Consider the following 21,878-nt stretch of genomic DNA (forward strand, 5'->3'; position numbering starts at 1 on the left):
GCAATTACCCTGCGTCCCACTGTTGGTATCTAAATCGGCGTTTCAATCCCTAATAGGGAGTAAGTGAAATTGCAATCTTATTGCAGATAAACCCAACTTCTGTCCCCTCACCTAGTTTCAATCCCTAATAGGGAGTAAGTGAAATTGCAATTTTAACCAAAAAATATTTAACTAGGCAAAAATGGTTTCAATCCCTAATAGGGAGTAAGTGAAATTGCAATCTAACGCAAATAGTGTGTTACAAGGCATCCCAATAGTTTCAATCCCTAATAGGGAGTAAGTGAAATTGCAATAATCAGGGTGTAACTTGGCATTGTGTTCATAGGGTGTTTCAATCCCTAATAGGGAGTAAGTGAAATTGCAATGCATCCGCGCTGGTTATGGTTGCGTTAAATTACAAAGTTTCAATCCCTAATAGGGAGTAAGTGAAATTGCAATTTTACTGTACTGAGATTCAAGAAAAAAGATATGTTTCAATCCCTAATAGGGAGTAAGTGAAATTGCATTACCATATTGACTAGGTAATGTCTAGTAGCCAAAGTTTCAATCCCTAATAGGGAGTAAGTGAAATTGCAATGCTTCTCCTCTTCTCCAGAACGAAAATTATCAATCGTTTCAATCCCTAATAGGGAGTAAGTGAAATTGCAATTTCAGAATTGGCGAAAACTTGTATTATGTTCATGTGTTTCAATCCCTAATAGGGAGTAAGTGAAATTGCAATTTTTCTGACAACATCCGACGCAACTTGCAAGCACTAGTTTCAATCCCTAATAGGGAGTAAGTGAAATTGCAATCATCGCGTTGGGTAATTTCTGACCCGATAATCCTGTTTCAATCCCTAATAGGGAGTAAGTGAAATTGCAATTTCTGAAAAATAATGCCGATGAGTTCCAGCTTGGTTTCAATCCCTAATAGGGAGTAAGTGAAATTGCAATGCGTTCTGAGGTCTACCACTGGCAAAGCTATCATCGTTTCAATCCCTAATAGGGAGTAAGTGAAATTGCAATCTTTGGCATATAACACAATTCTTTATTAGCTGCTGTTTCAATCCCTAATAGGGAGTAAGTGAAATTGCAATATGCAATACATTGTTGAGCAATGCCAAGAAACTAAAAGTTTCAATCCCTAATAGGGAGTAAGTGAAATTGCAATATTTTTATCTAGATGCCCACGCAAAAATTTATCAGTTTCAATCCCTAATAGGGAGTAAGTGAAATTGCAATCGGGAATAGGTTTGTTTTAGCGATAGATCGTGAAGTTTCAATCCCTAATAGGGAGTAAGTGAAATTGCAATGTATGTATTACTGCTTTAATTGCCGTGCAGCAGGTGTTTCAATCCCTAATAGGGAGTAAGTGAAATTGCAATCCTTAGAGGGTACGGGTGTTACGACTTCACTACAAGTTTCAATCCCTAATAGGGAGTAAGTGAAATTGCAATAGCGGGGTGCTGAAAGCCTATATATATGTAGTTTTCAAGGTTCAGTTGCGCGGACGTTATTATGATAATCCATTTCAAGAAAAGTGTCAAGGAGTAAAATAGCTGAAACTCCTGCTGTGCAATGTGCGCGGATGGGTGAACTCCATGAACTGCATGAAAAGCTTGTGTAGACATAATTTCAGGCATTTTTTGAGCAATTGAATTTTTTACACCCACCCCCTCGCGCATTAAGCGAAGAAAATCGTCTCATCACGGGGCTGTTCACCACCGATTCTTTCCACCTTACCAAAACAGCAAGCACAAAGGAAGTAAAAGCGAATACTATCGGTCTCAGGTTTTATGAGTTTATTGAGACGCGATCGCAATTTAGCATATTGAGTATCAGTTAACTCACATTCAAAAATACTATACTGCACCCATTGTCCATAGGATTTGAGGATACTATGGATTTTAGTCCGGCGTTTATCCTCAGAAATATCGTAAGAAACAACAACATTCATAAACTGGTAATGGGTAATAGGTAATGGGTAATTGGTAATAGGTAATTGGTAATAGGTAATTGGTAAAAACTCTTTTCCGTCACCTGTCACCTGTAACCTGTCACCTAAATAGCTACTTCAAGACCAAAGGGGGATATTTATCAACTGTTCCCATTAAATACTTAGCCAGTAATCTTGTTTGCAATTCAAAAGCCTCTCGATAACTACATTTACGCCCCATTACTGGATGTTTAAACTCCGATATTTTTTTCTTTTCGTACAAAGTCAAAAAAGTTTTCCGTCCTTCTGGAGTCAGAGAAACAGCACCACTTAACGGTTCAGTTACGAAATTGGCTGGAGTTAATAATTGCTTGTTCAAACTAGATAAAACTACCGCATCTACTACTAAAGGGCGAAACTCTTCCATTAAATCTAAAGCTAAAGAAGGACGATTATAGCGATCGAAATGTAGGTATCCTAAATATGGATCAAAACCGACGATATTCACAGCACTTTGCAGATCATGACGCAATAAAGAATAGCCAAAACTTAACAATGAATTTACCGGATCTGTAGGTGGACGACGGACACGCTTAGGAAAAGAAAATTGAGAATTACGAATTAGACTATCAAAACAACCAAAATAAGCAGCACTACCAGAACCTTCTAAACCCCGCAAAGAATTGATACTTTCAGTTGAATTAATTGCAGCAATTACCTGTTCAATGCGAGGAATACTTTTAGATAGATCAATATCATTAAATTCACGCTGATAACGCATCAAAGTTTGACGATAATTTTTTAATTTTCCCCTAATAAACCCTTGCACCAGATGAATAGATTGGGGTGTTTCTCCTGCTGCTTGCCATTGTGCCTTGCGAATGAAAATATTACCAGACATTTCCGGTTGTAATTGTCCTAAATAATGTCCCATTTCATCAATAAACGATAAAGGAATATGACGATTAATCAACTCATAAACAACAGCAGGGGAAAGTGTAGAACGACCTAAAACAACCACACTATCTAACTTAATAAATGGTACATCTATGATAATTTTCTTCTCAAACTTGACATTAATTCTTTCATCAACTTTACCAATAAAAGAATCTGCCTGTGAAATGTAAAGAGTACCCATGATTAAATCCTCAAAATAGATAATAGGTGACTAAATAAGATCCCCGACTTCTTTTTTATTTTCTACATAAATTATCAATTGATCTCAGAAGTCGGGTATCTGGGTTAATTTGCTTCTTGATAACGCCCAACTTTATCAGCAAGTTGTGGCAAACATCGAGAATAAAGACTACAACCATCACAGCGTTTTGTTTTTACAGCTTTTGGCATAGCACCTGTAAACAGTAAAGTTTGGATAGCTTCAATAGTCGCAATGGTACTACCTCGTAATTCTGGGGTAATTTCTACTAATTTCCGTTGATGAGTTTGAGCATAATAGATATAGCCAGTATTGATATTTTTACCTGTCATTTCCTCCAAACACAAAGCTTGAGCGCAAACTTGCAATTCATCATTATCCCATTCTCCTTTACGTCCTCTTTTATATTCAATAGGATAAAATTCGCCATTTTCAAATTCAATTAAATCAGATTTACCAATAAGTTTATATTGCTCTGATTTCAAATAAATGGCGCGTATTTGCCAAGTTTCCTCACGATTTTGTTCTCCAACTGTGTGAACTCGTTCATGTAAACTTGTACCTTCAATTGTGTATTGATTATCAATAAACTCTCCAGCACAATGAATCAACCAGCAACGGTGAGGACAATAGGAGTATTGATTTAAAGAGGCAATATTAACGTAATCATCATCAGAGGTGACAGGTGATTGGTAATAGGTGACAGGTGACAGGTTACAGGTGACAGTAGGAAGAGAGTTAGTTTGATTTTGTTTAGTCATAGTTAATTAAAAAAGTTGATAGATAACAGGTGACACTAGGAAGATAACTACCTATGAATTATTTAAGATTCGATGACGAAGAGAAGTGAGCATTTTACTAATTTCTATAATCAGCGATAATGTAGGATTTGCTTGTTCTGAAGTTAGATAATTTAATCTAACAGCAAGCATTAAAAAAGTTTCTGTTTCCATTAATGAACCCTTAGCTATGGATAAAAATGTGCAAAATCGTTTTTAGTTGTTCCTCTTGCATGACCTTCGGCAATATTGGCTGGAACAGATGCAGCAGCGCGAGTAATTTGTGAAGTAAGACGATAAATTTCTGTATTTGGAAATGCAGATGCTAATTGATAAGCTGTTGTGCATTTAGTTTGTATAATTCTAGCGGGCAAGATGCCCGCACTACAAAGTTCAAGTAAATTATGGTTATCAAATTTAGCTGCGTAACAGCTTGGATATTCACTACCATATCCATTGATTTTTGCCACACAATTAAATCTCGATGTGATTCAATCTTCATAAATAACTCCTCTTCCCTTATTTACTTTTGCCTCTAACCTATTAACTCTCCCTCTTACCTTCTTTCCTCTTTCCTGTTACCTGTCACCTGTTCCCTGTTCCCTGTCACCTGTCACCTGTCACCTGTCACCTGTTCCCTGTCACCTTCTCCTAACCATACCCATTCCCATTGTTGTTTTACGTCCGATTCCCGCATATAAAGCAAAATCAGCCAAGGTGTTAATTTGTTTAATTGCTGTTGTTTCTACATTGCCAAGAATGCGATAACTGATTTCACCCAAACAACCAATAAATTTATTTTCATAGTTGCTAATCACTTCAGTTTTGATATTAAAAGCACTAGGATAAACTGATTCAAAAGAAATATTGGTTAATTCAATACCGCTATATTTATGCCACCGATTTAGTAGACTATTGAATACAGATTCCCTTGTTGGTAAAACATTATCAAATGCACCTTGACGAAAAGCTACAGGTGTAGAAAAAATGAAATTAAGATTGCGTTCTGTTTCGCTTGCTTGTTGATATAATTGGGAATAACTACAAGCATTAGCCCAAGGTTGTTTAAATTGGGGTGTACCTTGAATGCTAGTAATATATAGATTAGCTGAACCTAAGTGCCAAGGTTGTTTGGGGTTGATATTTAACCATAAAGGTGTAAGCTGATTAAACAAATTGTCATTTAATAAAGAAATACGCCACCAACAAGAAGTACCAGCAGGAATAGGATTTTGATGGGCATATTGCAAAGTATCAGATTGGGTTTTATGTTTGTTTTGTACCTGCAATGGGGAGAGAGTAAAGGCTTTATCGGCGTTTGATTCGTGTAAGTAGTCTCCTAATTTCCTATCAACAGAACTGACTAGGTTAAGAAATAAGGCGTGGTAATGTCTGCCTGTGAGAAAATTGGGGTAAATTGGAGATTGGGGGATGATGTTGAGGATGAGACTATGGGGCATACGTTTTGGAGTGTGGCACAATTTGTAAGTAGATAATGAAAACTAAGAAGGATTCAGACTATAGAACGTATAAAGTCATAAAAGTTGAATAAAGAGTAAGACAAATGACAGTTGATAATTCTCGTGAAGCAACGGCACTCATTAAAAAGTTAGAAGCCAGTTTACCAATTAAAGTCAAGGCAGCAAAAGAATTATTGAAAATGCTGAAGACAAGAGGAGACATAATCAATCCAGAGAAAGAATTTGAAGTTGATTGGGTAGCTTATTCTGGGGATGAAGGTGGGATTATGTGCCGATTAGTCAGCAAAAACGATAATCCCGAAGATGAAGATAAAGCACAATATGTAGTTTCTATTACCCATCTCAAAATAGATCCAGATCATCCCCATGCTGAAGAAATAGCTACTTATCAACGCGAGCGAAATCGCAAGTTAATGTTACAAAATCGTGGTAGCCTTTTGACTGAATTAATGCCTTCACGCCCTCCTAAAATAAAGAAGAGCAGTAAAGGTTTTGGTAAGTAATTAATTCCGAAAGCGGTATTGCATTTGTTTGGGGAGTTTTATATTTTTGACATCATCAAAATAGTAATATTCCCCTTGTATTTGCACGTTTTGAATGAGGCTAACTGGTGGCATATTTACCACGTCATAACTAATAACTTGATTAGTAAACATGACATCTAAAGGGTTTAAAGGATGAGTGCAGGTAAATAAATCAGTTTTGATTTTTGGTTGTGGTAATTTCTCAACCGTAATTTCTGCTTTACTCATCCATTTACCTAAACGAATCCATTTTGGTAATTTGATGTCTTTTTGAGTAGTTAGAAAAAACTCAAATTGACTTTCTGGTGCAATTTCCTTTGCTCTTCCAAAACTAGGAATATTCTTTTGGGTTTTCTCCATTTCTACATGGTAGTTATTATTGGCATATTTCCATGTATTGAGAATAGATGAATGATGCAAAGAACGAGCCGGAGTTATGTAAATTTCTTGTTCATTTAATGGAGTTAAATGTGCTTCATATTTTGGCACTTGTTCGGGACAGAAATAACGATAGGAATCTTCTTCAGATACGGTTGTTGAGTAGATTTCGCTATCAACTAAACCAAGTGCATAACAGAGGGCGTAGTTATGAATTATTGGCTCGGTTTCGTAGAGTCTACCAATTTCACGGGTGGCAAAATAAAGACTGTCGTGTAGTTCTAATTGACAACGGTAAATAAACACCATTTTTGTTACTCCGCTTTAGCATTTTTACCTGCTTTTGATTTTGCGGTTTTTGCTTCTTCAGACTTACCTTTAATATGCTTTTTAGCATAAGCCTTGGCTTCATCATTAGCTTGTTGTAAAAGTGATTTAATTCCTACTTCATTATTTGTGAGGTTTTTAACTTCGTTAATTAGAGGTATAAAAGCATCACCAATAAAATCTGTATGCACAATAAATTCATCATTCATTAAATTCTCAATTGCACTTTTAGCAGCAGCAATTACATCATCTTCATCTAAAGGATCTGGTGATTTGAGAGTATTATTTGCTTTCATTTCGTCATATATTGCTTGAGTCCACCGCAGATTACTGGTAATTTCTCCATCAGCAAATATAACCCCAATTAACTCATTTCTCACGCGACCTGTACGAGTTGTTTGTGCGCCATAGTGACGAGTTCTGAGGATGTTATTAAAAACATAAAGAAAACTAGCTTCTGTGGGGTCTTTTAAAGTGACAATACTGGGGAAAAATACTTGTGGTCTAATGTGATCTTGTTGGTTAATTCTGCTAGTAACTTCACCAGGTTTAGAACCACTTTCTCCTTTAGAAGCCATTGTACCATTTTCAAAAGGAGCATTGAGAGTAAAGGTTTCATGAGACTCATCAAATGCTGTAATAGAAAATGCCGTATCTACCACAACTTTTGATTTTTCTGAACCAGAATCACCAATAGCAAAACCGTAGATTATACAGTCAGCATTATCCATTGCAAAAGATACGTTATATTCACATTCTTCTGCTTTCATAAATTCATATTTTCGCAATAATTCCCGACCGACTAATCTTTCAGGTGTGGACTGTTTACGCTTGAACATAGAAAGACGACTAATGGTGTTTTTGTTTTCAGGTTTAACTCCAGCCCTTACCCTTGCTTTATTCAATTCGCTATCTGTTTGAAATAATGGATAAGATTCGGTAATGCGAACGGTGAGAAAGTGGGCATATTTTCCCATTGGTTTATAGGGAATTTCTGATTGAAATAATTTAGCGTCAACGGTTTTTAAAAGTGTCATGATGTTTTTCCTTGAAGTAAGTTTTTAATAACGGTGAGAGCAAATTAAATGAGAGTTTGAACGAGAATCCGCATTAAGGGGTCTAAATCATCAGGAACCCGATAGCTATCAAGTCCTTGATCGATGTGTTTATTAGTGCGATCAAGTTGGGCAAATTCCCATATTTTGCCAGTAGTAACTGAACCAATAAGGTGAGTTTGTTGTTGATTCTCTTGCCATTTATCTAGGGCAATTAATTCTGCAAAAAGCTGAGTCATACCATAATCCAAATCCTCTTTTTTAGCTTCGATTACCAAGAGGTTGTTTCGATTTCTTATTAGATAATCAAAGTAACCTTGTAGTTGTTCGCTGACTTTAATTTGATACTCAATTCTCACATCAGATTTAGTATAGTGAACTAAATCTAAAATTATTGGAGAAATTAATACTTCTCGGCGACTTGTCTCATTTGCTAAATCAAAGTATGGAAGGATTTCATCAAGTCGTTCTTGCAATTCTTTTAATCGATCTAGGTTCTCTTGATATTGGGGTAAACTCAAACGTTTTCGAGTAAATGTATAACCAAATTCCTGAGCAAAATCTTGAGGTGAAATGTGCATCTCAAAATATTTGCTAAAAGTATAAGACTGAGTAGGATCAAGAATAGTCATAATCTAGTTTTCCTCAGTTTCAATCTCGGTAATTTCATCAGGTTCATCTTGGGGACGTGCTTTACGTTCTTCATCATCTGCTAAACGATAAAGAAATTCACAGGTATCACGAATGAGGTTTAATTGACGACCTGCTAAACGTGCGCGATCGCTCTTAAAACTTCCCTCAAAAATCTCTTTGACAAAATACCTAGAAAATTCATAAACTGCTTGACGTTCTTCTTCTGAAGTTAAAGCAGGTTTCCATTTACCATCAACTAAACTTAATGTTGGTTTTCCTTCAGCAGCTTTACGACGTACATTGTTCATCAATTTTGATAAACGAGCAGCTACAACATCAGTTAAAGCATCACCATCACCAGCTATAGCTTTATCAATTTTCAAAATCACTTCAGAAGCTTCATCAATAGGTTTGAGAATTGCATTCGCTTTAGCAAATTGGCGTTTAGCTCTATAAAATCGTCGGTAAAGTTCTGTTAATTTACGCAGTTGATTCACCTTTTCTCCCCCTGGTTCAAAATAGTGGTAAAAATCTAAGTAAAGACGAGTTTTAGCAATAGATACAGATTCAATTTTGTCTTGTTTTTTTAACCATTTATTCAGGTAATGAAAGACATAGAGAGGATTTGTTTCTAAATCTCGTGCTAAGTCTGCTAATTTTCCCCAATCTGGATCACCATCCTTTTTACGGTTAACTTCTAAATGAATAGAATAAGCAGCAGTAAGAGCATTCAATGGAGAAAATTCACGTTTTTCTGAACTTCTAGGTAAAATACTATCTAAACGATAGTTATCTTTACGAATCAAAGAACGAATTGCTTGATGTTCTCCATCTAATAAAACCGTTTGTTCAAAATCAGCACCACTAATAAAAGGTGGTATGGGTGATTCTGATGCAACTACTTTCACATCTAAAACAAGTGGTAATGTGAATGCTAACCAAGCAGGTGTTACCCAAGATTCTGTATCTGTGGGTTCTCTCCCTGGTGGTAATGCTAAGAAGAAAAACGTCAGCGTTTCTTTTCCAAAGCTAATTTTAAAAGTTTTATCATCTTCTGGTTGCAAGTTTTTTTTAATCAGCAATGAATCAACTTTTTGATAATTCTCAACTTCAAACTTAGCAACTTGATTTTCTGTGATAAAATGTTTACGCATTTCTGCATCATACCGAGTCCGAGAAAATTGATTGTAGGCTTTTTGCAGAAACTTATTAGTTTCTGGTGTGAAGAAATAAGCAGGATAAAGGTAGAGATAGCGATATTTGCGACCTTCAAAATCTGCACCTACAGCATTTGTTTGATTCATCAAAATTTGTCTCAACATGATTTCAATTGACCAAATTGAGCAAATTTGACGTTTTGCAGCTTGAGCATTAAATAAAATTTGCCGATTGCTGTAGACTTGAGGAGCAAATAAAGTGGCTGATTCCATTTGCTCTGTGACAGTATAGGAAGAACTAGAAATTGCACAAACATTTTCTCTTCCTCTACCTGTAATTTTCGCAGCTTGATAGCGATTTAATTCTACTAAAAATGAGTCTGGTAATGGTTTTAAAACTGCTCCTGTAGGTAAGGAAATTACTCGCTTGACGTAAGTGTTTAAATCATCCCAACCATCAGGCATATCATTAAATTCTGCTATAATTGGTCTAATTAAACTAGCAGCATGATTTACCATTCCTTTCATCACATCCAAAATTTGAGCAAAGTCTAAACCAGGATGATTACGAAAATATTGTGCTGCTAGATAATACCAATCAAGTGGGACACCTCCTGTTTTTTTCAAAGATTGAATTTGTCTGAGTGCGGGAACTTCTGCTGATAATTCTAAATATTCAGCCAGTTTTTGAGTTAAGTCTAAATCAGGGATAGCTTTTCTGTCTTTTTTTGGTAACTTTTTTTGCCATTCATTAACTTTTTCACACCAACTATCCCAAATTCCTCTACACAGAATATCACCAAATTCTGCTAATCTATCAACACGAATTTCATTAGCAAATTTAAAGTTTAAATCTGCTGATAATTCTCCTTGTGTTTGGTAAGTTTGTAAGCTTTCCCCGCGCTTACCAACGGAAGCAATTTTTGAATCTGGAAGTAATCGAGAAGCAGCATCAATACTCACTTCCATTAATTCAACTACATCAAAAAATAGCCAGTAATAATCAGCAAATTTTAAACCTTTACCACCACGATTAAAACCTGTTTGTCTTTCTTGCAATTTTTCAGCACATAGATATTTAATTTTGGTAATTACTTTGTCAGGAATATTATCTGTTGTAATTTCAGGAGCATTCACAACCGTCAGATAAGCAACACCATCAGGTAAATATAATAATGGTGTGTAAAATTCAGAAGGATGTGCTTCTATTAAAGCATTGTTGAGAATATTTGTGAGAATACCTCTATTTTCTGAAAGGGAATGATAGGTAAATTTGAATTGATGATTACTTAATTTACCGAGTAATGTAGGTAAGCGTCCAGATTCTATATCTCGCGGATGTTTGACTGCGGAAGCAAATAAATCAGAAAGTGCAACTAAGTCAATTAAAACTTGTCTGATTCTACTATCTAATCTTTCATCATCTAAAGGTTGAAGTCCACGAGTATTTAAACCGTAATCAGCATCATGCTTTACTCCTGAATTATTACTAATCTCAATGATATCATCAATGAATTGTTCCCACTCTTCACCTAATAAATAGTACAAACCAAAATCTAAAATCTTTTTGTGAATAAAATCACGTCCTAGATTTGGTGCATCGTATTTTTTTACTGGTTTTTCCTCCCATTTACGATTAATAAACTCATCCTTACTATCATTAGCACTTAACCAATCTTGATAGTCAGGAAATTTTTCATAGTCATGTAGTAAGTAGGAAACTATGAATACACGACTTTGCAATTCTTCACAATGCCGTTTAACTGGGTTTGTTCCTACATCTTGAGATTGTAATTTTTTCAAAATGCGATAAGTAGGGAATAAACCATTTAGCAAATGAGCAAGAATAGATTGATCACCAGCATGATCTCGATTAAAACAAATTGGATCTTTACCTTCTTTTGCTCTTTTAGCATTAGCTTTAGCATTAAGTATCTCTACGGTAACATCAAAAAACTTACCACCTTTAGCAGTAGCACCTGCTAATTGTTGAATTAGATTAGGTAATACCTTTTCTGCGAATATGTCTAAGGTAGTATCCCTTTCTTTACCTTGTGCTTCTTTGATAGCATCTTTGAATAACCGAATAGTTAAAAGTTCTCGTTTAATAGGTGATTCATCATCATTGTCTTCTGTAGTTTCCAGTTCTGGTTCTACTTCAGGTAAATCATCATCAAAATCGTTATCTAATACATTCATAAATCCTTTTCCTCTTCTTCAATTGCTCGATATTCTAGGATTTTACCTTTTTGGATTATCCACAATTTACCTATTACATCGGCTGCTTCTAAACCCGTAATTAAGGTTTCTATAGCTTCACGCCAATCAGCATAAATGTAACGAGAAGGTAAACGAATAATTATAATTCCTGAGTAATTAGAAGGATTGTATTTCAGACGATTTCCAAACCCTCTATCGCAAGTAACTAAACATCTACCTTCACGACGACAAACATCAATAACTTCTGGATCAGGTGCAGAATTTAAACCTTGTCCTGGTACTGTTGCTACATCATGTCCTGCTAATTGCAATAAACTTACAACACGCAAATCAATATTTTCATCTAGTTTGAATTTCATGCACTTGCTTTATTTTCTTTATTCAAAGGAAGTTCTACAAAAACATCTCGCGCCATTTCTGCACCATAAGCAATACAAGCTAGTACATCTTCTTTTTCTATGCTGGGATAAGCTTCTAGAACTTCCTCAATTGTTGTACCACCAGCTAAATAATCTAAGATTAGAGATACCCAAATTCGATGTCCGCGAATGCAAGGTTTACCAAAACAAATATTTGGGTCAATTGATATTCGAGAAAGTAATTTATCTTCAGTCATTGGTGTTTCTCCAAATTTTGCGTAGTTCATCTAAACAAATCCATTCACCATTTTTCTTAACTTCGATATATTCCCAACCATTAGTAGCACTAACATTTATCTTTGTCGCGTTACAGTCCATCCTGTGAGATTCCAGCGTTCACATTTCCAACTATTTGTAGAGACTTCACTACTATTGATATAGTTATTACTCCGTTTCTTGCTCACTTTCTGCTTTAGTGGGAATGTTTTAGTTAATTTGCGTTTACTTACATTTATATCTAATTTTGATTCATTAACCTGGTCTAATAAGGCTGAAACACTGTCGCGTAAGTCTTCTAGTCTTTTAGAGATATCTTGATCGTTAAGATGAATGTCCATAGCAATTATCCATGAGGTCTGTTTTTACCATTTTGGCATTGACCTCAAGAAAAATCAAGTAGTTACGTTAATTATTTGATTAAGAAGAATTATGATGGCTAACTCTTGTTATTTGCAATAACATTGTGTACTCTAGAATGTAAGGAGAAAGAAAAACTGCATAGCTATGTATAATTAGATACATACTATAGTAATCCCTATTAGGGATTGAAAAACGTTTATTATACGATTTGAGGCAAGTTTCTTTCTCCACAAGTATCTCCCTACATCTATCTTTCATTTTACTAGCCGTTACAAGCATGGGTAAAAAATTTAACATATCCATCCCTCATCTTCCTTTGGTTTCCAATACCAAGTGAGAGTTTCCAACAATAAAGCATCCTGTCCAAAGGCAATAGTGTATCTTGGGGTTTTGTCCTCTGGTTCGTTGGTAATGGGGTATGCTTGAAAGTGTATGGGTAATCCTAAAGTAGCGCGTAAATAGTTGCGATCGCGGTCGGAGATAAAGCATACTAATCTACGTCTACTAATAGCATCACTAATTTGAGTGATACCATAACCGTGTCTTTGACAAATCTCCACACCTTGTAATCCTTGATTTTTATCTGGTAGAAGTTGCACCTTTCCAGATTTACCTAATTCTCGTAAATTGCCTGGATAATAAAAGTGCCAATCTTCCCTCACGTCTCGGAAATCTCTTAATTTTAGATAACACAAAGCTTTATCAAAGCGAGTAGTAATTACTCCTACCTTCTCAGCTTCTGTCATAAAACTATCTTTGTCCCATAACTCAAACACAAAGTTACTTAAAATACCAGGAAGATTATACATTTTAAATCTTTCTGCTTTGGGTTCATTGGGATTTGTTAAATCATAAATTGCACAATCTAACTGACTGCTTCCTCGAAAACTTCTAGCTTCCTCGATGATTTTATCTTTCTTTTCTCCTTTACAACGATAATATTGAGCTTGAATATGTTCGAGTTTTATTCCTAAAGCTCTTTGAATGCTAGTACCAAATTTTTTATCAAGATATTCAATATTTCTATACTTTTCTCGGATATGGGGATTGTTTTTCAGGACTGAATATATATGATATGATTGCAGACTACCCCATCTTTGAGGATATTTTTCAAATTCATTTTTAAATGTCCAAGAATTACGAATAGCATCAGTAAAAGTGATCCGATCATAGGTTTCCTCATTTTCTAAGGGATGAGATTTATCTTCAAACAATCTTGCTGTTAGAAAATTAGGTATCAACGCATAAGCTTGATAATTTTCAAAACCTTTATGTCTTCCAAGTCTACCAAAACGTTGAATAAAATTACCCGCATCTGCAGCTTCAAAGATTAAGAAATTAATCCGAAAATCTACACCTACATCAATTGTTGATGTTCCTAAAAGTAAATCAGCTTCAGCAACAGATTGAGATTTTTCAGTTTCTCCAGTTAAACCAGTGTTCTCCCTAACCTTCCATCGTGGTTCAAAAATATCTTTTAATTTAGGTAGTAGCTTTTTGACTGCTGCAATGGAATTGAGAATAATTGCACCTTTGCTATTTGGATAGTCTTGAAAAAACTTTAAAATTACTGTTTCTGCATTTTCTTCTATCCATTTGAAACTAGAACTAAGATTAGGTTCTATCCCTTTAGGAAAGTGTAAATTAATCGGTTGGCTAATTTGTCGCCATTGATCATCAGAAGACATTGAATCAAATTTATAAGCACCAACATCTTTGGGATTAATAATTTTATATTTGATTCCAGCTTTTTCAAAATAACCTTGTAGTAATTCGTTAGGTGTAGCAGAAAGAAAGAAAAATTTTTTGTTAGCTCCTCCAGTATGCTTAATTAATAGTATCGTATTAATCACACTGGCTATTTGTGGAGATGAGAAAATATGAAATTCATCATAAATAAATAGCTTGAAATTTTCATCTATACGCCTAAATAACCTATCAGGATTGTCTATTTTTCCTCTCAAGTAATAAAAATTATGGATGTAGTGGAAAATATCGGGGTTGGTTAACAGAATTTCAGCTTGAGTAGGAAAATCTTCTACTCCCTCTAGTTTTGAAGGCAGTTGATAAGTAGCTATATATTGCTCTAAAATAGCTGCATTTAAGCGTTTTATTTGCGGTTTTTCTTGGAGTTGAAATAGGGATTTATATCCTTGAACTTGTTTTTCTTGATCTCGTGCTAACTCATTAGTTGGATACATTGCTAATGTATAAGTGCGATTAGTCATAGCTGGTAAATAAGCAGCTAAACTTTTACCATCACCTGTCATTGCAGTGTTGAAAACTACGTCAATATTTGGATCGCGTAATGCTTTTAAAGTTTCTAATTGATGCCAAGATAAAGACCAATTTTCAGGCAATTTTACCCCATCAGGAGTGGGGACTGTTTGGGAATAAACAGCTTTGAATTGAATACTGTAGTTTTCTGACATACCCTTAATAACTGTTTTGAATTTCTGCAACCATTGGTGGCAGTTTTTCATTGTTACCTTAAAAACTGTCCGTAACTCGTTGCTAAAACCTATAATGGCACTGAAAATAAAAGTTGACAAGAGAAAACAAGTATAAAGTATACGGACACTTATAATGAGTCGCAAAGGTCAGTCTATTACCCTGTCGGTATCAGAACGGGACAAAGCCGAATTAGAAGCGATCGCCCTCGAATTTGGGATGATGTGGGGGGATGATCCCAATATCTCCAAACTGATCAAAGCGATCGCTCAACATGAATTAATCATTGGTAAAAATCATGACTGGCAGGAATCACGTATCCGCGCCTTACACCGTTGTATAGGTGCATTAACAGACATTGGACAAGTGGAACAAGCGCAGATTATCGCCAATTTGTTACTCGAACGCAGTGAATTGTCCATACCAATGCGAAAAGAAATTGAAAAGGTTTTAAACAATTCACTGCCATCTTGGCGGTTACAAGTTGACCACTATATCTTGCGTCAACAACCGTTTCAACTTTCCTATCAAGATGCAGCAGAAAGAATATTAAATTATACGGTTCACTATGCTAAGATTACCCCCCATGAAAAACGCCTCTATCTTGATTGCTGGTGTCAGGAAACATTAGATAACCATGACATAGAAGCACTACAGCATAACTGGTGTTTTCGTTTAGACAGAATTAACGAAGCAGCTATTACGGAAATTGCTGGTAAATGGCGATCGCATTTAGATCAAATAGATGTAGAAATGCACCTACTAAACAACTTAGCTTTTGCCTATCAATCTAAACCAGAGGATTCAATAGTTGAATGGATACCAGAAAAATCAAAGGTGAAGCGAGTGATTAGAAAAATATCGAATACATTTTGGTTTATCCGGGAAATTATGCAATATTCCTCTGATTGTATTGTAGTTTCACCGGAGAATGTGCGATCGCTCATTCAAAAAAAACTCATTAACATGAGTCAAAATTATGACTTAACTGTATCACTCATCAGTTAATATCATTACATAGCCAAGGATTGAGAAATACCTTACACCACAGCGAAAACCTAGATACGCAATCCTGTAGGGGCGGGGTCTCCCCGCCCTCAATTAGATTACATCCAAACAATAACCGCTATAGTGTAGTGTGTGGAGATTCCTATTCCTGTTACAATAATCCCTATTAGGGATTGAAACTAACTGATCCTCACTACTAGCAAAATCTCTATTGGAGATTAAAAACGTAATGTTGAACATCACAAACACCAAGTTGAGCTTTTCTGGCAATAATGCTCTTAGTGAAAACGAAGCGATGAGAGAAATTGCTTACAGCATGGACTTATTAATTCCTGGATTATACTTATGGCTACCAGGAATACATATTCGCATTGGTGGTGCTGTTCCTGATGATCAACCTTATAAATATCCAGGTAAGATTCATAGCAGAATAGGTATTGCTTTAGTATTGCCAGGGTACAAGATTTTTACATCTTACCAGGGAACTTATGACTCATTTGGAGAGGAGTTGAAAAAAGGATAGGTTAGTAACGTAAAAGATATTTAAATTAATTGCACTATGTCCAATAATTAATTGTACTACGTCCAATAGAGGTTCTTGCTTTATAAGTTATGAAAAGTATAGGGTAGTAAGATAAAAGATATTCATAATTTACCAGACTACCCATGACCCTCAACAAGCATCAAATACAGGGACTACCAAAGTTAAAATGTCAAACTTTAAGCGCAACTCAATTTGAGCAACTAATGATTGATGCTGGTTACTCAATATCAGGAACTGCGGCAGCCCAAGGTAATAGAATTAAGGTATGGTGGATTCATGAACAATATCCAAGAGTAGAATCTATTTATAGTCCTGATAAGAAAACAGTTATTACAGCTTATCATGTATAAGTTGCATAATTGAAAGTCTGAATTTTGGTAAATTAACTTTTAAATTAACTTTTGAACTTATTTTACTTTCATTATTTGTCTGATTTAACCTCCAGATTTTAAAGCATCCACAGCTAAATTTAATTTCAAAACATTTACTCCTGGTTCTCCAAAAATACCAAGAAAACGCCCATCAATATTCTGATTAATTAAACTTTCCAGTTTTTGTTCTTGAACTCCCCTGGCTTTTGCCACTCTAGCAATTTGCGCCTTAGCACCTTCTAAACTAATATGAGGATCAAGACTAGAACCAGAAGTATAAACCAAATCTGCTGTCGGTTTTATTCCTGCTGTTTGTAAACCCTGAAAACCATCCTTTCCTTGAATCCGTTCTATTAATGCTTTATTACTGGGAGCTAAATTACTAGCACCAGATATACCTGTTTTCAAAACTCCACTTTCATCCTTCTTTGGATCTGCTGTACTGTAATTAGTGGTACTGGGACGACCATTAAAATAGCGTTCAGAACTGAAAGGTTGACCAATTAAACCAGAACCAATAACTTGTTTTTGGTTATTAGTAATTAAACTCCCATTAGCTTGATCAGGAAATACAATTTGACCAACAACAATCATAATCAATGGATAAATTAAGCCACCAATTATCCAAGTAATTAAAGTAGCCCGAATAGCCTGGTTTGCATCTCTAGTAAAACTCATTAAAATTTCTCCGGTTGAAACATTACAACAAACAAGTAAGTAGACAGACTTAAAACACCTACCCCTAATAACCCTAAAGCCCAAGCTTGTGAACGAGAAAATTGTTCAGATGTAACTGCATAAACCATTGGAGCAATAATTAAATTGCTGCATATTCCTAAAAACAAATAAATTGGGAGTTGATGTTTGTGCATAATTTTTGATGTTGCTATACTTCTCTTGATCGTCATCTAATGTAAAGGGAGAATCACATCAATTAATTTAATGGCAATAAAGGGCGCAATAATACCCCCAACACCATAAATAAAGATGTTGCGTTTTAATAATTGATCGGCGGTGAGAGGTAGAAACTTTACACCCTTGAGTGCAATAGGAATCAGTGCTGGAATAATTAAAGCGTTATAAATTAGAGCCGAAACTATTGCTGATTGGGCGCTTTTTAAGCCCATAATATTTAAAGCACCAATCCCAGCAGCACCAAAAATAGTGGGAATGATAGCGAAATATTTAGCAATGTCATTAGCAATAGAAAATGTAGTTAATGCCCCACGAGTAATTAGTAACTGTTTACCAATAGTCACCAAATCAATTAATTTGGTAGGATCAGAATCTAAATCCACCATATTAGCAGCTTCCTTTGCCGCTTGTGTTCCCGAATTCATAGCTACACCCACATTTGCTTGAGCTAAAGCTGGTGCATCATTAGTCCCATCTCCCGTCATTGCCACTAATTTACCTTGAGATTGTTCAGCCCGAATGACACTAATTTTATCTTCTGGAGTAGCTTCAGCAATAAAATCATCAACTCCTGCTTCCCTGGCAATAACACTAGCTGTGATGCGATTATCACCAGTGAGCATAATAGTTTTTACCCCCATTCTTCGCAGTTGGTCAAATCTTTCTTTCAGACCAGGTTTCACAATATCTTTGAGATAAATTACCCCATAAATTTGGTCATTTAAACAAACAGCTAAAGGTGTACCACCTAATAAAGAAACCTGTTCATAAGCCGCATCTAATTCTGGAGGTGCTTGAGTCCCACGAGAACGGACAAAACCTTTAATTGCATCTACCGCACCTTTTCTGATTTCATTTCCATCAGCTAAATTAATCCCACTCATGCGAGTTTTAGCGGAAAATTCTACACCTTCAGCATGATCAACATCAACATCTAGCACTACTTGATATTTGTCTGCTAACGTGACAATTGATCTACCTTCCGGTGTTTCATCAAACAAACTGGCAATTTTGGCAATTTTTGCCACATCTTCCACAGAGTAATTATTCACAGGAATAAATTCATCGGCCATGCGATTTCCTAAAGTAATAGTTCCGGTTTTATCTAAAACTAAAGTATTAATATCACCACAAGCTTCTACCGCTCTCCCAGAAGTAGCAATCACATTAAATTGCGCGACTCTATCCATTCCAGCTATCCCAATAGCACTCAATAAACCACCAATAGTTGTGGGAATTAAAGCTACTAACAGAGAAATTAAAATGGCAATACTTGCACCATTGCGTAAATTATTCCCTGCCTCTTCCCCAAACACCACACTAATAAAATTAGCGATATAACCAGTAAAAGGAGGAAGAGTAGAAACTACAATTAAAAACACCTGGGTAAGAACTGCCAACAGCACAGTTAAAGCAATTTCATTAGGTGTTTTACTGCGTTCTGCACCTTCTACCAGAGAAATCATTCTATCAATAAAACCTTGACCGGGATCAGCAGTAATGCGAATTACCAACTCATCGGAAAGTAAGCGTGTACCACCTGTAACCGAACTAGCAATATCCGTACCCGGTTGTTTGAGTACAGGGGCAGATTCTCCCGTAATGGCTGACTCATCAACAGAACCCATACCTTGAGTAACTTCTCCATCAGCGGGAATCATATCACCTGCAATGATTTTCACTAAATCCCCCTTACGTAATTCCGTAGAGTTAGTAGTTTCAATCACCCCATTAGGTAAAATTTTCCGAGCCATAGTATCGGAACGGGTAGCTCTGAGAGTATCAGCTTGCGCCTTACCCCTTCCTTCCGCCACAGCTTCCGCAAAATTAGCAAACAAAACAGTGGAAAACAAAATCAGAGTAATGATCCCATTTAACAGTCGTTGTTGATTAATATCAGCCTTAACAGTGCCAAATAAATTAGGGTCAAGTGTTACCAAAAACACCACTATTGTCCCCACCCAAACAATAAACATCACCGGGTTTTTGACAGAAATGCGGGGGTCAAGCTTGATAAATGACTCACGAATAGCTCTTTGATACAATCCCTGCATATTTGCTTTCGGTGTATGCTTGCGGGAGTCACGAGTTCCATGAGGAAGACGAAGATTATTTGTCATATCTTTATTCTTTCTATCTTTGCGCCTTTGCGCCTTTGCGTGAGACTTTAACTTATAATCCTTTAGCGATCCAAAATGCTTCCCCGATAGGACCAAAAGCCAAAACCGGAAAAAACGTCAATGCACCCAAAATCAAAATTATTCCAGCAGTGACACTAGTAAATAATCCCGTATCAGTCCGTAAAGTCCCTGTCGTCAAGGGTACGCTTGGTTTACGAGACATATTATCTGCTAGTAACAATAAGCCTGTAATGGGGACAAAACGCCCTGCAAGAAGACTAAAACTGGCACTGAGGTTCCACCATAAAGCGGTGATAGTGGGTTTTGCTCCCATAGCTATGGCTAAAGGTGATGGTTGGGAGTCTCCTAAACCTTCGAGTCCAGAACCGTTGTTTGCTGCGGCTGAGGTATATTCATACAGCACTTGAGCAAAACCATGAAAACCGGGGTTACTGATTCCTGCTAGTTGGTCGGGAAAAGCTAGGGTGATTCCGGCTGGTATCATGATGGCAATGGGATGTACTAAAAGAATCAAAAAACTGGCCAGGACAACTTCGCGTTTTTCGATTTTTCTGCCTAAAAATTCTGGTGTTCTGCCTACCATTAAGCCTGTAGCAAAGACGGTTAATATGAGGTAGGTAAATAAATAAGCTGTTCCTGTTCCTTGTCCGCCCCAAATGATTTGGAGAAACATATTGGCAAAGGTAACAAAACCACCGTTGGGCATAAATGAATCAATTAAACTATTAATTGCTCCACACATTGTGGCAGTTGTCGCAACTATAAATAGGGAAGATTGCGCCCAACCAAATCTGATTTCTTTGCCTTCTAAGTTGGGTTGTGTACTTCCTAAAATGGCGTTTATAGCTGGGTTGCCGTTATATTCTCCTATGGCGGTAATGATAATAAAGATAATGAAAATTATGCCTACCATGCTGTAAACTAACCAGGCTTGTTTGCTGTTGTTGGCAAATATTCCATAGGTGTAAATTAGGGATGTGGGAATTAACAACATGGCGATGATTTCTATGAGGTTAGAAAATCCGTTGGGGTTTTCATAAGGATGGGCAGAATTGATAGTAAAAAATCCGCCGCCGTTTTCTCCTAGTTGTTTGATAATTTCCAAATGGGCAACTGGTCCGCGAGCGATCGCCTGACTAATGCTAGGATTTTCTAAGGTGGGAAATACTGCTGGTCCGGCTAATGTTTCTGGTACTCCCGCTATTATTAGGAATATTGCTCCTACTATACTTATGGGTAACAATATTCGCGTCATTGAACGAATTAAATCTACATAAAAATTGCCTAACGGTCTGCCTGTTAATCCTCTAATAAATGCTATACCTACCGTTAGTCCTGTGGCGGCGGAAGTAAGCATTAAATAGCCAATTCCCCAAATTTGACTACCATAACTGAGATAAGTTTCTCCTAAATAATGTTGTTGATCTGTGTTGGTCAGAAATGATATGGTTGTATGTAAAGCTGTATCCCAGGTCATCCCACCAATTTGTGTGGGGTTGAGAGGTAGCCATGCTTGATTTATGAGGATGAAAAATATTAAACATCCCATAACTAAGTTGCTGTAAAATATGGCTGCTGCATATTGCCAAGCGGTCATATCTTGTTTACTATGAACACCAATGAGCAGGTAAATTAATCTTTCAAGTTTGTCAAATATAGGGTCGAGAATTGTCCTCTGTTCTTGGTAAATACGCGCCATATATTTTCCCAAGGTAGGTGTAATGCCTACTACTATGAGTAGAGTTAATGCTATTTGTATCCATCCTTGAATCATAATTTTAGACTAAGAATATAGTCTGATTGAATAACCAATTTCTATAATT

At 36.2% G+C, this 21,878-nt stretch carries 19 protein-coding genes, 1 pseudogene and 1 CRISPR repeat array; of the genes and pseudogenes, 4 read left to right on the forward strand and 16 right to left on the reverse strand.

From position 1 onward, the window contains the following. The first annotated feature begins 39 nt into the window (after positions 1 to 39). A CRISPR array of direct repeats spans positions 40 to 1,438; the repeat unit is 37 nt; unit sequence GTTTCAATCCCTAATAGGGAGTAAGTGAAATTGCAAT. Between the two features lie 227 nt (positions 1,439 to 1,665). The 5 genes and pseudogenes from cas2 to cas6 form a co-directional block, all read right to left on the reverse strand. Beyond that, a complete protein-coding gene (cas2, locus tag PN471_RS13860; RefSeq protein ID WP_271777370.1) occupies positions 1,666 to 1,938 on the reverse strand; it encodes a CRISPR-associated endonuclease Cas2 in 273 nt (90 codons plus the stop codon). Positions 1,939 to 2,050: 112 nt separating this feature from the next. Continuing rightward, positions 2,051 to 3,055 (reverse strand): type I-D CRISPR-associated endonuclease Cas1d, encoded by a 1,005-nt coding sequence (gene cas1d / locus PN471_RS13865; RefSeq protein ID WP_271777348.1) that lies wholly within the window; start codon positions 3,053 to 3,055, stop codon positions 2,051 to 2,053. A 104-nt stretch (positions 3,056 to 3,159) separates the two neighbouring features. Further along, positions 3,160 to 3,834: a CRISPR-associated protein Cas4 gene (cas4, locus tag PN471_RS13870; RefSeq protein ID WP_271777349.1), complete on the reverse strand. Its 675-nt coding sequence runs from the start codon at positions 3,832 to 3,834 to the stop codon at positions 3,160 to 3,162. A 51-nt stretch (positions 3,835 to 3,885) separates the two neighbouring features. Further along, positions 3,886 to 4,322: pseudogene (locus tag PN471_RS23465) on the reverse strand (four helix bundle protein). A gap of 171 nt (positions 4,323 to 4,493) precedes the next feature. Continuing rightward, positions 4,494 to 5,312: a CRISPR-associated endoribonuclease Cas6 gene (cas6, locus tag PN471_RS13885; protein WP_271777351.1), complete on the reverse strand. Its 819-nt coding sequence runs from the start codon at positions 5,310 to 5,312 to the stop codon at positions 4,494 to 4,496. A 104-nt stretch (positions 5,313 to 5,416) separates the two neighbouring features. On the opposite strand from cas6, the gene PN471_RS13890 reads away from it, so the two are divergent. Then, a complete protein-coding gene (locus PN471_RS13890; RefSeq protein WP_271777352.1) occupies positions 5,417 to 5,836 on the forward strand; it encodes a hypothetical protein in 420 nt (139 codons plus the stop codon). On the opposite strand, the gene cas5d is transcribed toward PN471_RS13890, so the two are convergent. The 7 genes from cas5d to cas3 form a co-directional block, all read right to left on the reverse strand. Beyond that, positions 5,837 to 6,544, reverse strand: a complete 708-nt coding sequence (cas5d, locus tag PN471_RS13895) for a type I-D CRISPR-associated protein Cas5/Csc1 (protein ID WP_271777353.1) — start codon at positions 6,542 to 6,544, stop codon at positions 5,837 to 5,839. A gap of 5 nt (positions 6,545 to 6,549) precedes the next feature. Further along, positions 6,550 to 7,599 carry a type I-D CRISPR-associated protein Cas7/Csc2 gene (gene cas7d / locus PN471_RS13900; protein WP_271777354.1) on the reverse strand — a complete coding sequence of 350 codons (1,050 nt, stop codon included), beginning with the start codon at positions 7,597 to 7,599 and terminating at the stop codon, positions 6,550 to 6,552. Between the two features lie 44 nt (positions 7,600 to 7,643). Further along, positions 7,644 to 8,249, reverse strand: coding sequence for a hypothetical protein (locus PN471_RS13905; RefSeq protein ID WP_271777355.1), 606 nt, complete (start codon positions 8,247 to 8,249; stop codon positions 7,644 to 7,646). A 3-nt stretch (positions 8,250 to 8,252) separates the two neighbouring features. Beyond that, complete coding sequence (cas10d, locus tag PN471_RS13910; RefSeq protein WP_271777356.1) at positions 8,253 to 11,606, reverse strand: type I-D CRISPR-associated protein Cas10d/Csc3; 3,354 nt, start codon at positions 11,604 to 11,606, stop codon at positions 8,253 to 8,255. Then, entirely contained in the window at positions 11,603 to 11,986 is a 384-nt protein-coding gene (locus PN471_RS13915) for a DUF5615 family PIN-like protein (RefSeq protein ID WP_271777357.1), read from the reverse strand. The genes cas10d and PN471_RS13915 overlap by 4 nt, the downstream gene beginning before the upstream one ends. Beyond that, positions 11,983 to 12,243 carry a DUF433 domain-containing protein gene (locus PN471_RS13920; protein ID WP_271777358.1) on the reverse strand — a complete coding sequence of 87 codons (261 nt, stop codon included), beginning with the start codon at positions 12,241 to 12,243 and terminating at the stop codon, positions 11,983 to 11,985. Before PN471_RS13920 ends, PN471_RS13915 begins: the two co-directional genes overlap by 4 nt. 672 nt (positions 12,244 to 12,915) lie before the next feature. Continuing rightward, positions 12,916 to 15,057, reverse strand: coding sequence for a type I-D CRISPR-associated helicase Cas3' (cas3, locus tag PN471_RS13925; RefSeq protein WP_271777372.1), 2,142 nt, complete (start codon positions 15,055 to 15,057; stop codon positions 12,916 to 12,918). A gap of 154 nt (positions 15,058 to 15,211) precedes the next feature. Here cas3 and PN471_RS13930 point away from each other — a divergent pair, with 154 nt between their 5' ends. From PN471_RS13930 to PN471_RS13940, 3 genes are all read left to right on the forward strand, one after another. Next, positions 15,212 to 16,084: a helix-turn-helix transcriptional regulator gene (locus tag PN471_RS13930; protein ID WP_271777359.1), complete on the forward strand. Its 873-nt coding sequence runs from the start codon at positions 15,212 to 15,214 to the stop codon at positions 16,082 to 16,084. Between the two features lie 229 nt (positions 16,085 to 16,313). Further along, positions 16,314 to 16,607 carry a hypothetical protein gene (locus PN471_RS13935; protein ID WP_271777360.1) on the forward strand — a complete coding sequence of 98 codons (294 nt, stop codon included), beginning with the start codon at positions 16,314 to 16,316 and terminating at the stop codon, positions 16,605 to 16,607. Between the two features lie 143 nt (positions 16,608 to 16,750). Then, the gene (locus PN471_RS13940) at positions 16,751 to 16,978 is read left to right on the forward strand and encodes a hypothetical protein (protein ID WP_271777361.1); all 228 of its coding nucleotides are present in this window, start codon (positions 16,751 to 16,753) and stop codon (positions 16,976 to 16,978) included. A gap of 84 nt (positions 16,979 to 17,062) precedes the next feature. Here the strand turns inward: PN471_RS13940 and kdpC are convergent, their stop codons facing one another. The 4 genes from kdpC to kdpA are packed head-to-tail and all read right to left on the reverse strand — an operon-like array spanning position 17,063 to position 21,829. After that, positions 17,063 to 17,677 (reverse strand): K(+)-transporting ATPase subunit C, encoded by a 615-nt coding sequence (gene kdpC, locus PN471_RS13945; protein ID WP_271777362.1) that lies wholly within the window; start codon positions 17,675 to 17,677, stop codon positions 17,063 to 17,065. Next, positions 17,677 to 17,871, reverse strand: a complete 195-nt coding sequence (locus tag PN471_RS13950) for a potassium-transporting ATPase subunit F (protein ID WP_442867158.1) — start codon at positions 17,869 to 17,871, stop codon at positions 17,677 to 17,679. The genes kdpC and PN471_RS13950 overlap by 1 nt, the downstream gene beginning before the upstream one ends. A gap of 36 nt (positions 17,872 to 17,907) precedes the next feature. Next, positions 17,908 to 20,034 carry a potassium-transporting ATPase subunit KdpB gene (gene kdpB / locus PN471_RS13955; protein ID WP_271777364.1) on the reverse strand — a complete coding sequence of 709 codons (2,127 nt, stop codon included), beginning with the start codon at positions 20,032 to 20,034 and terminating at the stop codon, positions 17,908 to 17,910. A 52-nt stretch (positions 20,035 to 20,086) separates the two neighbouring features. Next, complete coding sequence (gene kdpA / locus PN471_RS13960; RefSeq protein ID WP_271777365.1) at positions 20,087 to 21,829, reverse strand: potassium-transporting ATPase subunit KdpA; 1,743 nt, start codon at positions 21,827 to 21,829, stop codon at positions 20,087 to 20,089. Positions 21,830 to 21,878 lie beyond the last annotated feature (49 nt).

Source organism: Aphanizomenon sp. CS-733/32, from assembly GCF_028330045.1.
Taxonomy (GTDB): Bacteria; Cyanobacteriota; Cyanobacteriia; order Cyanobacteriales; family Nostocaceae; genus Dolichospermum; species Dolichospermum gracile.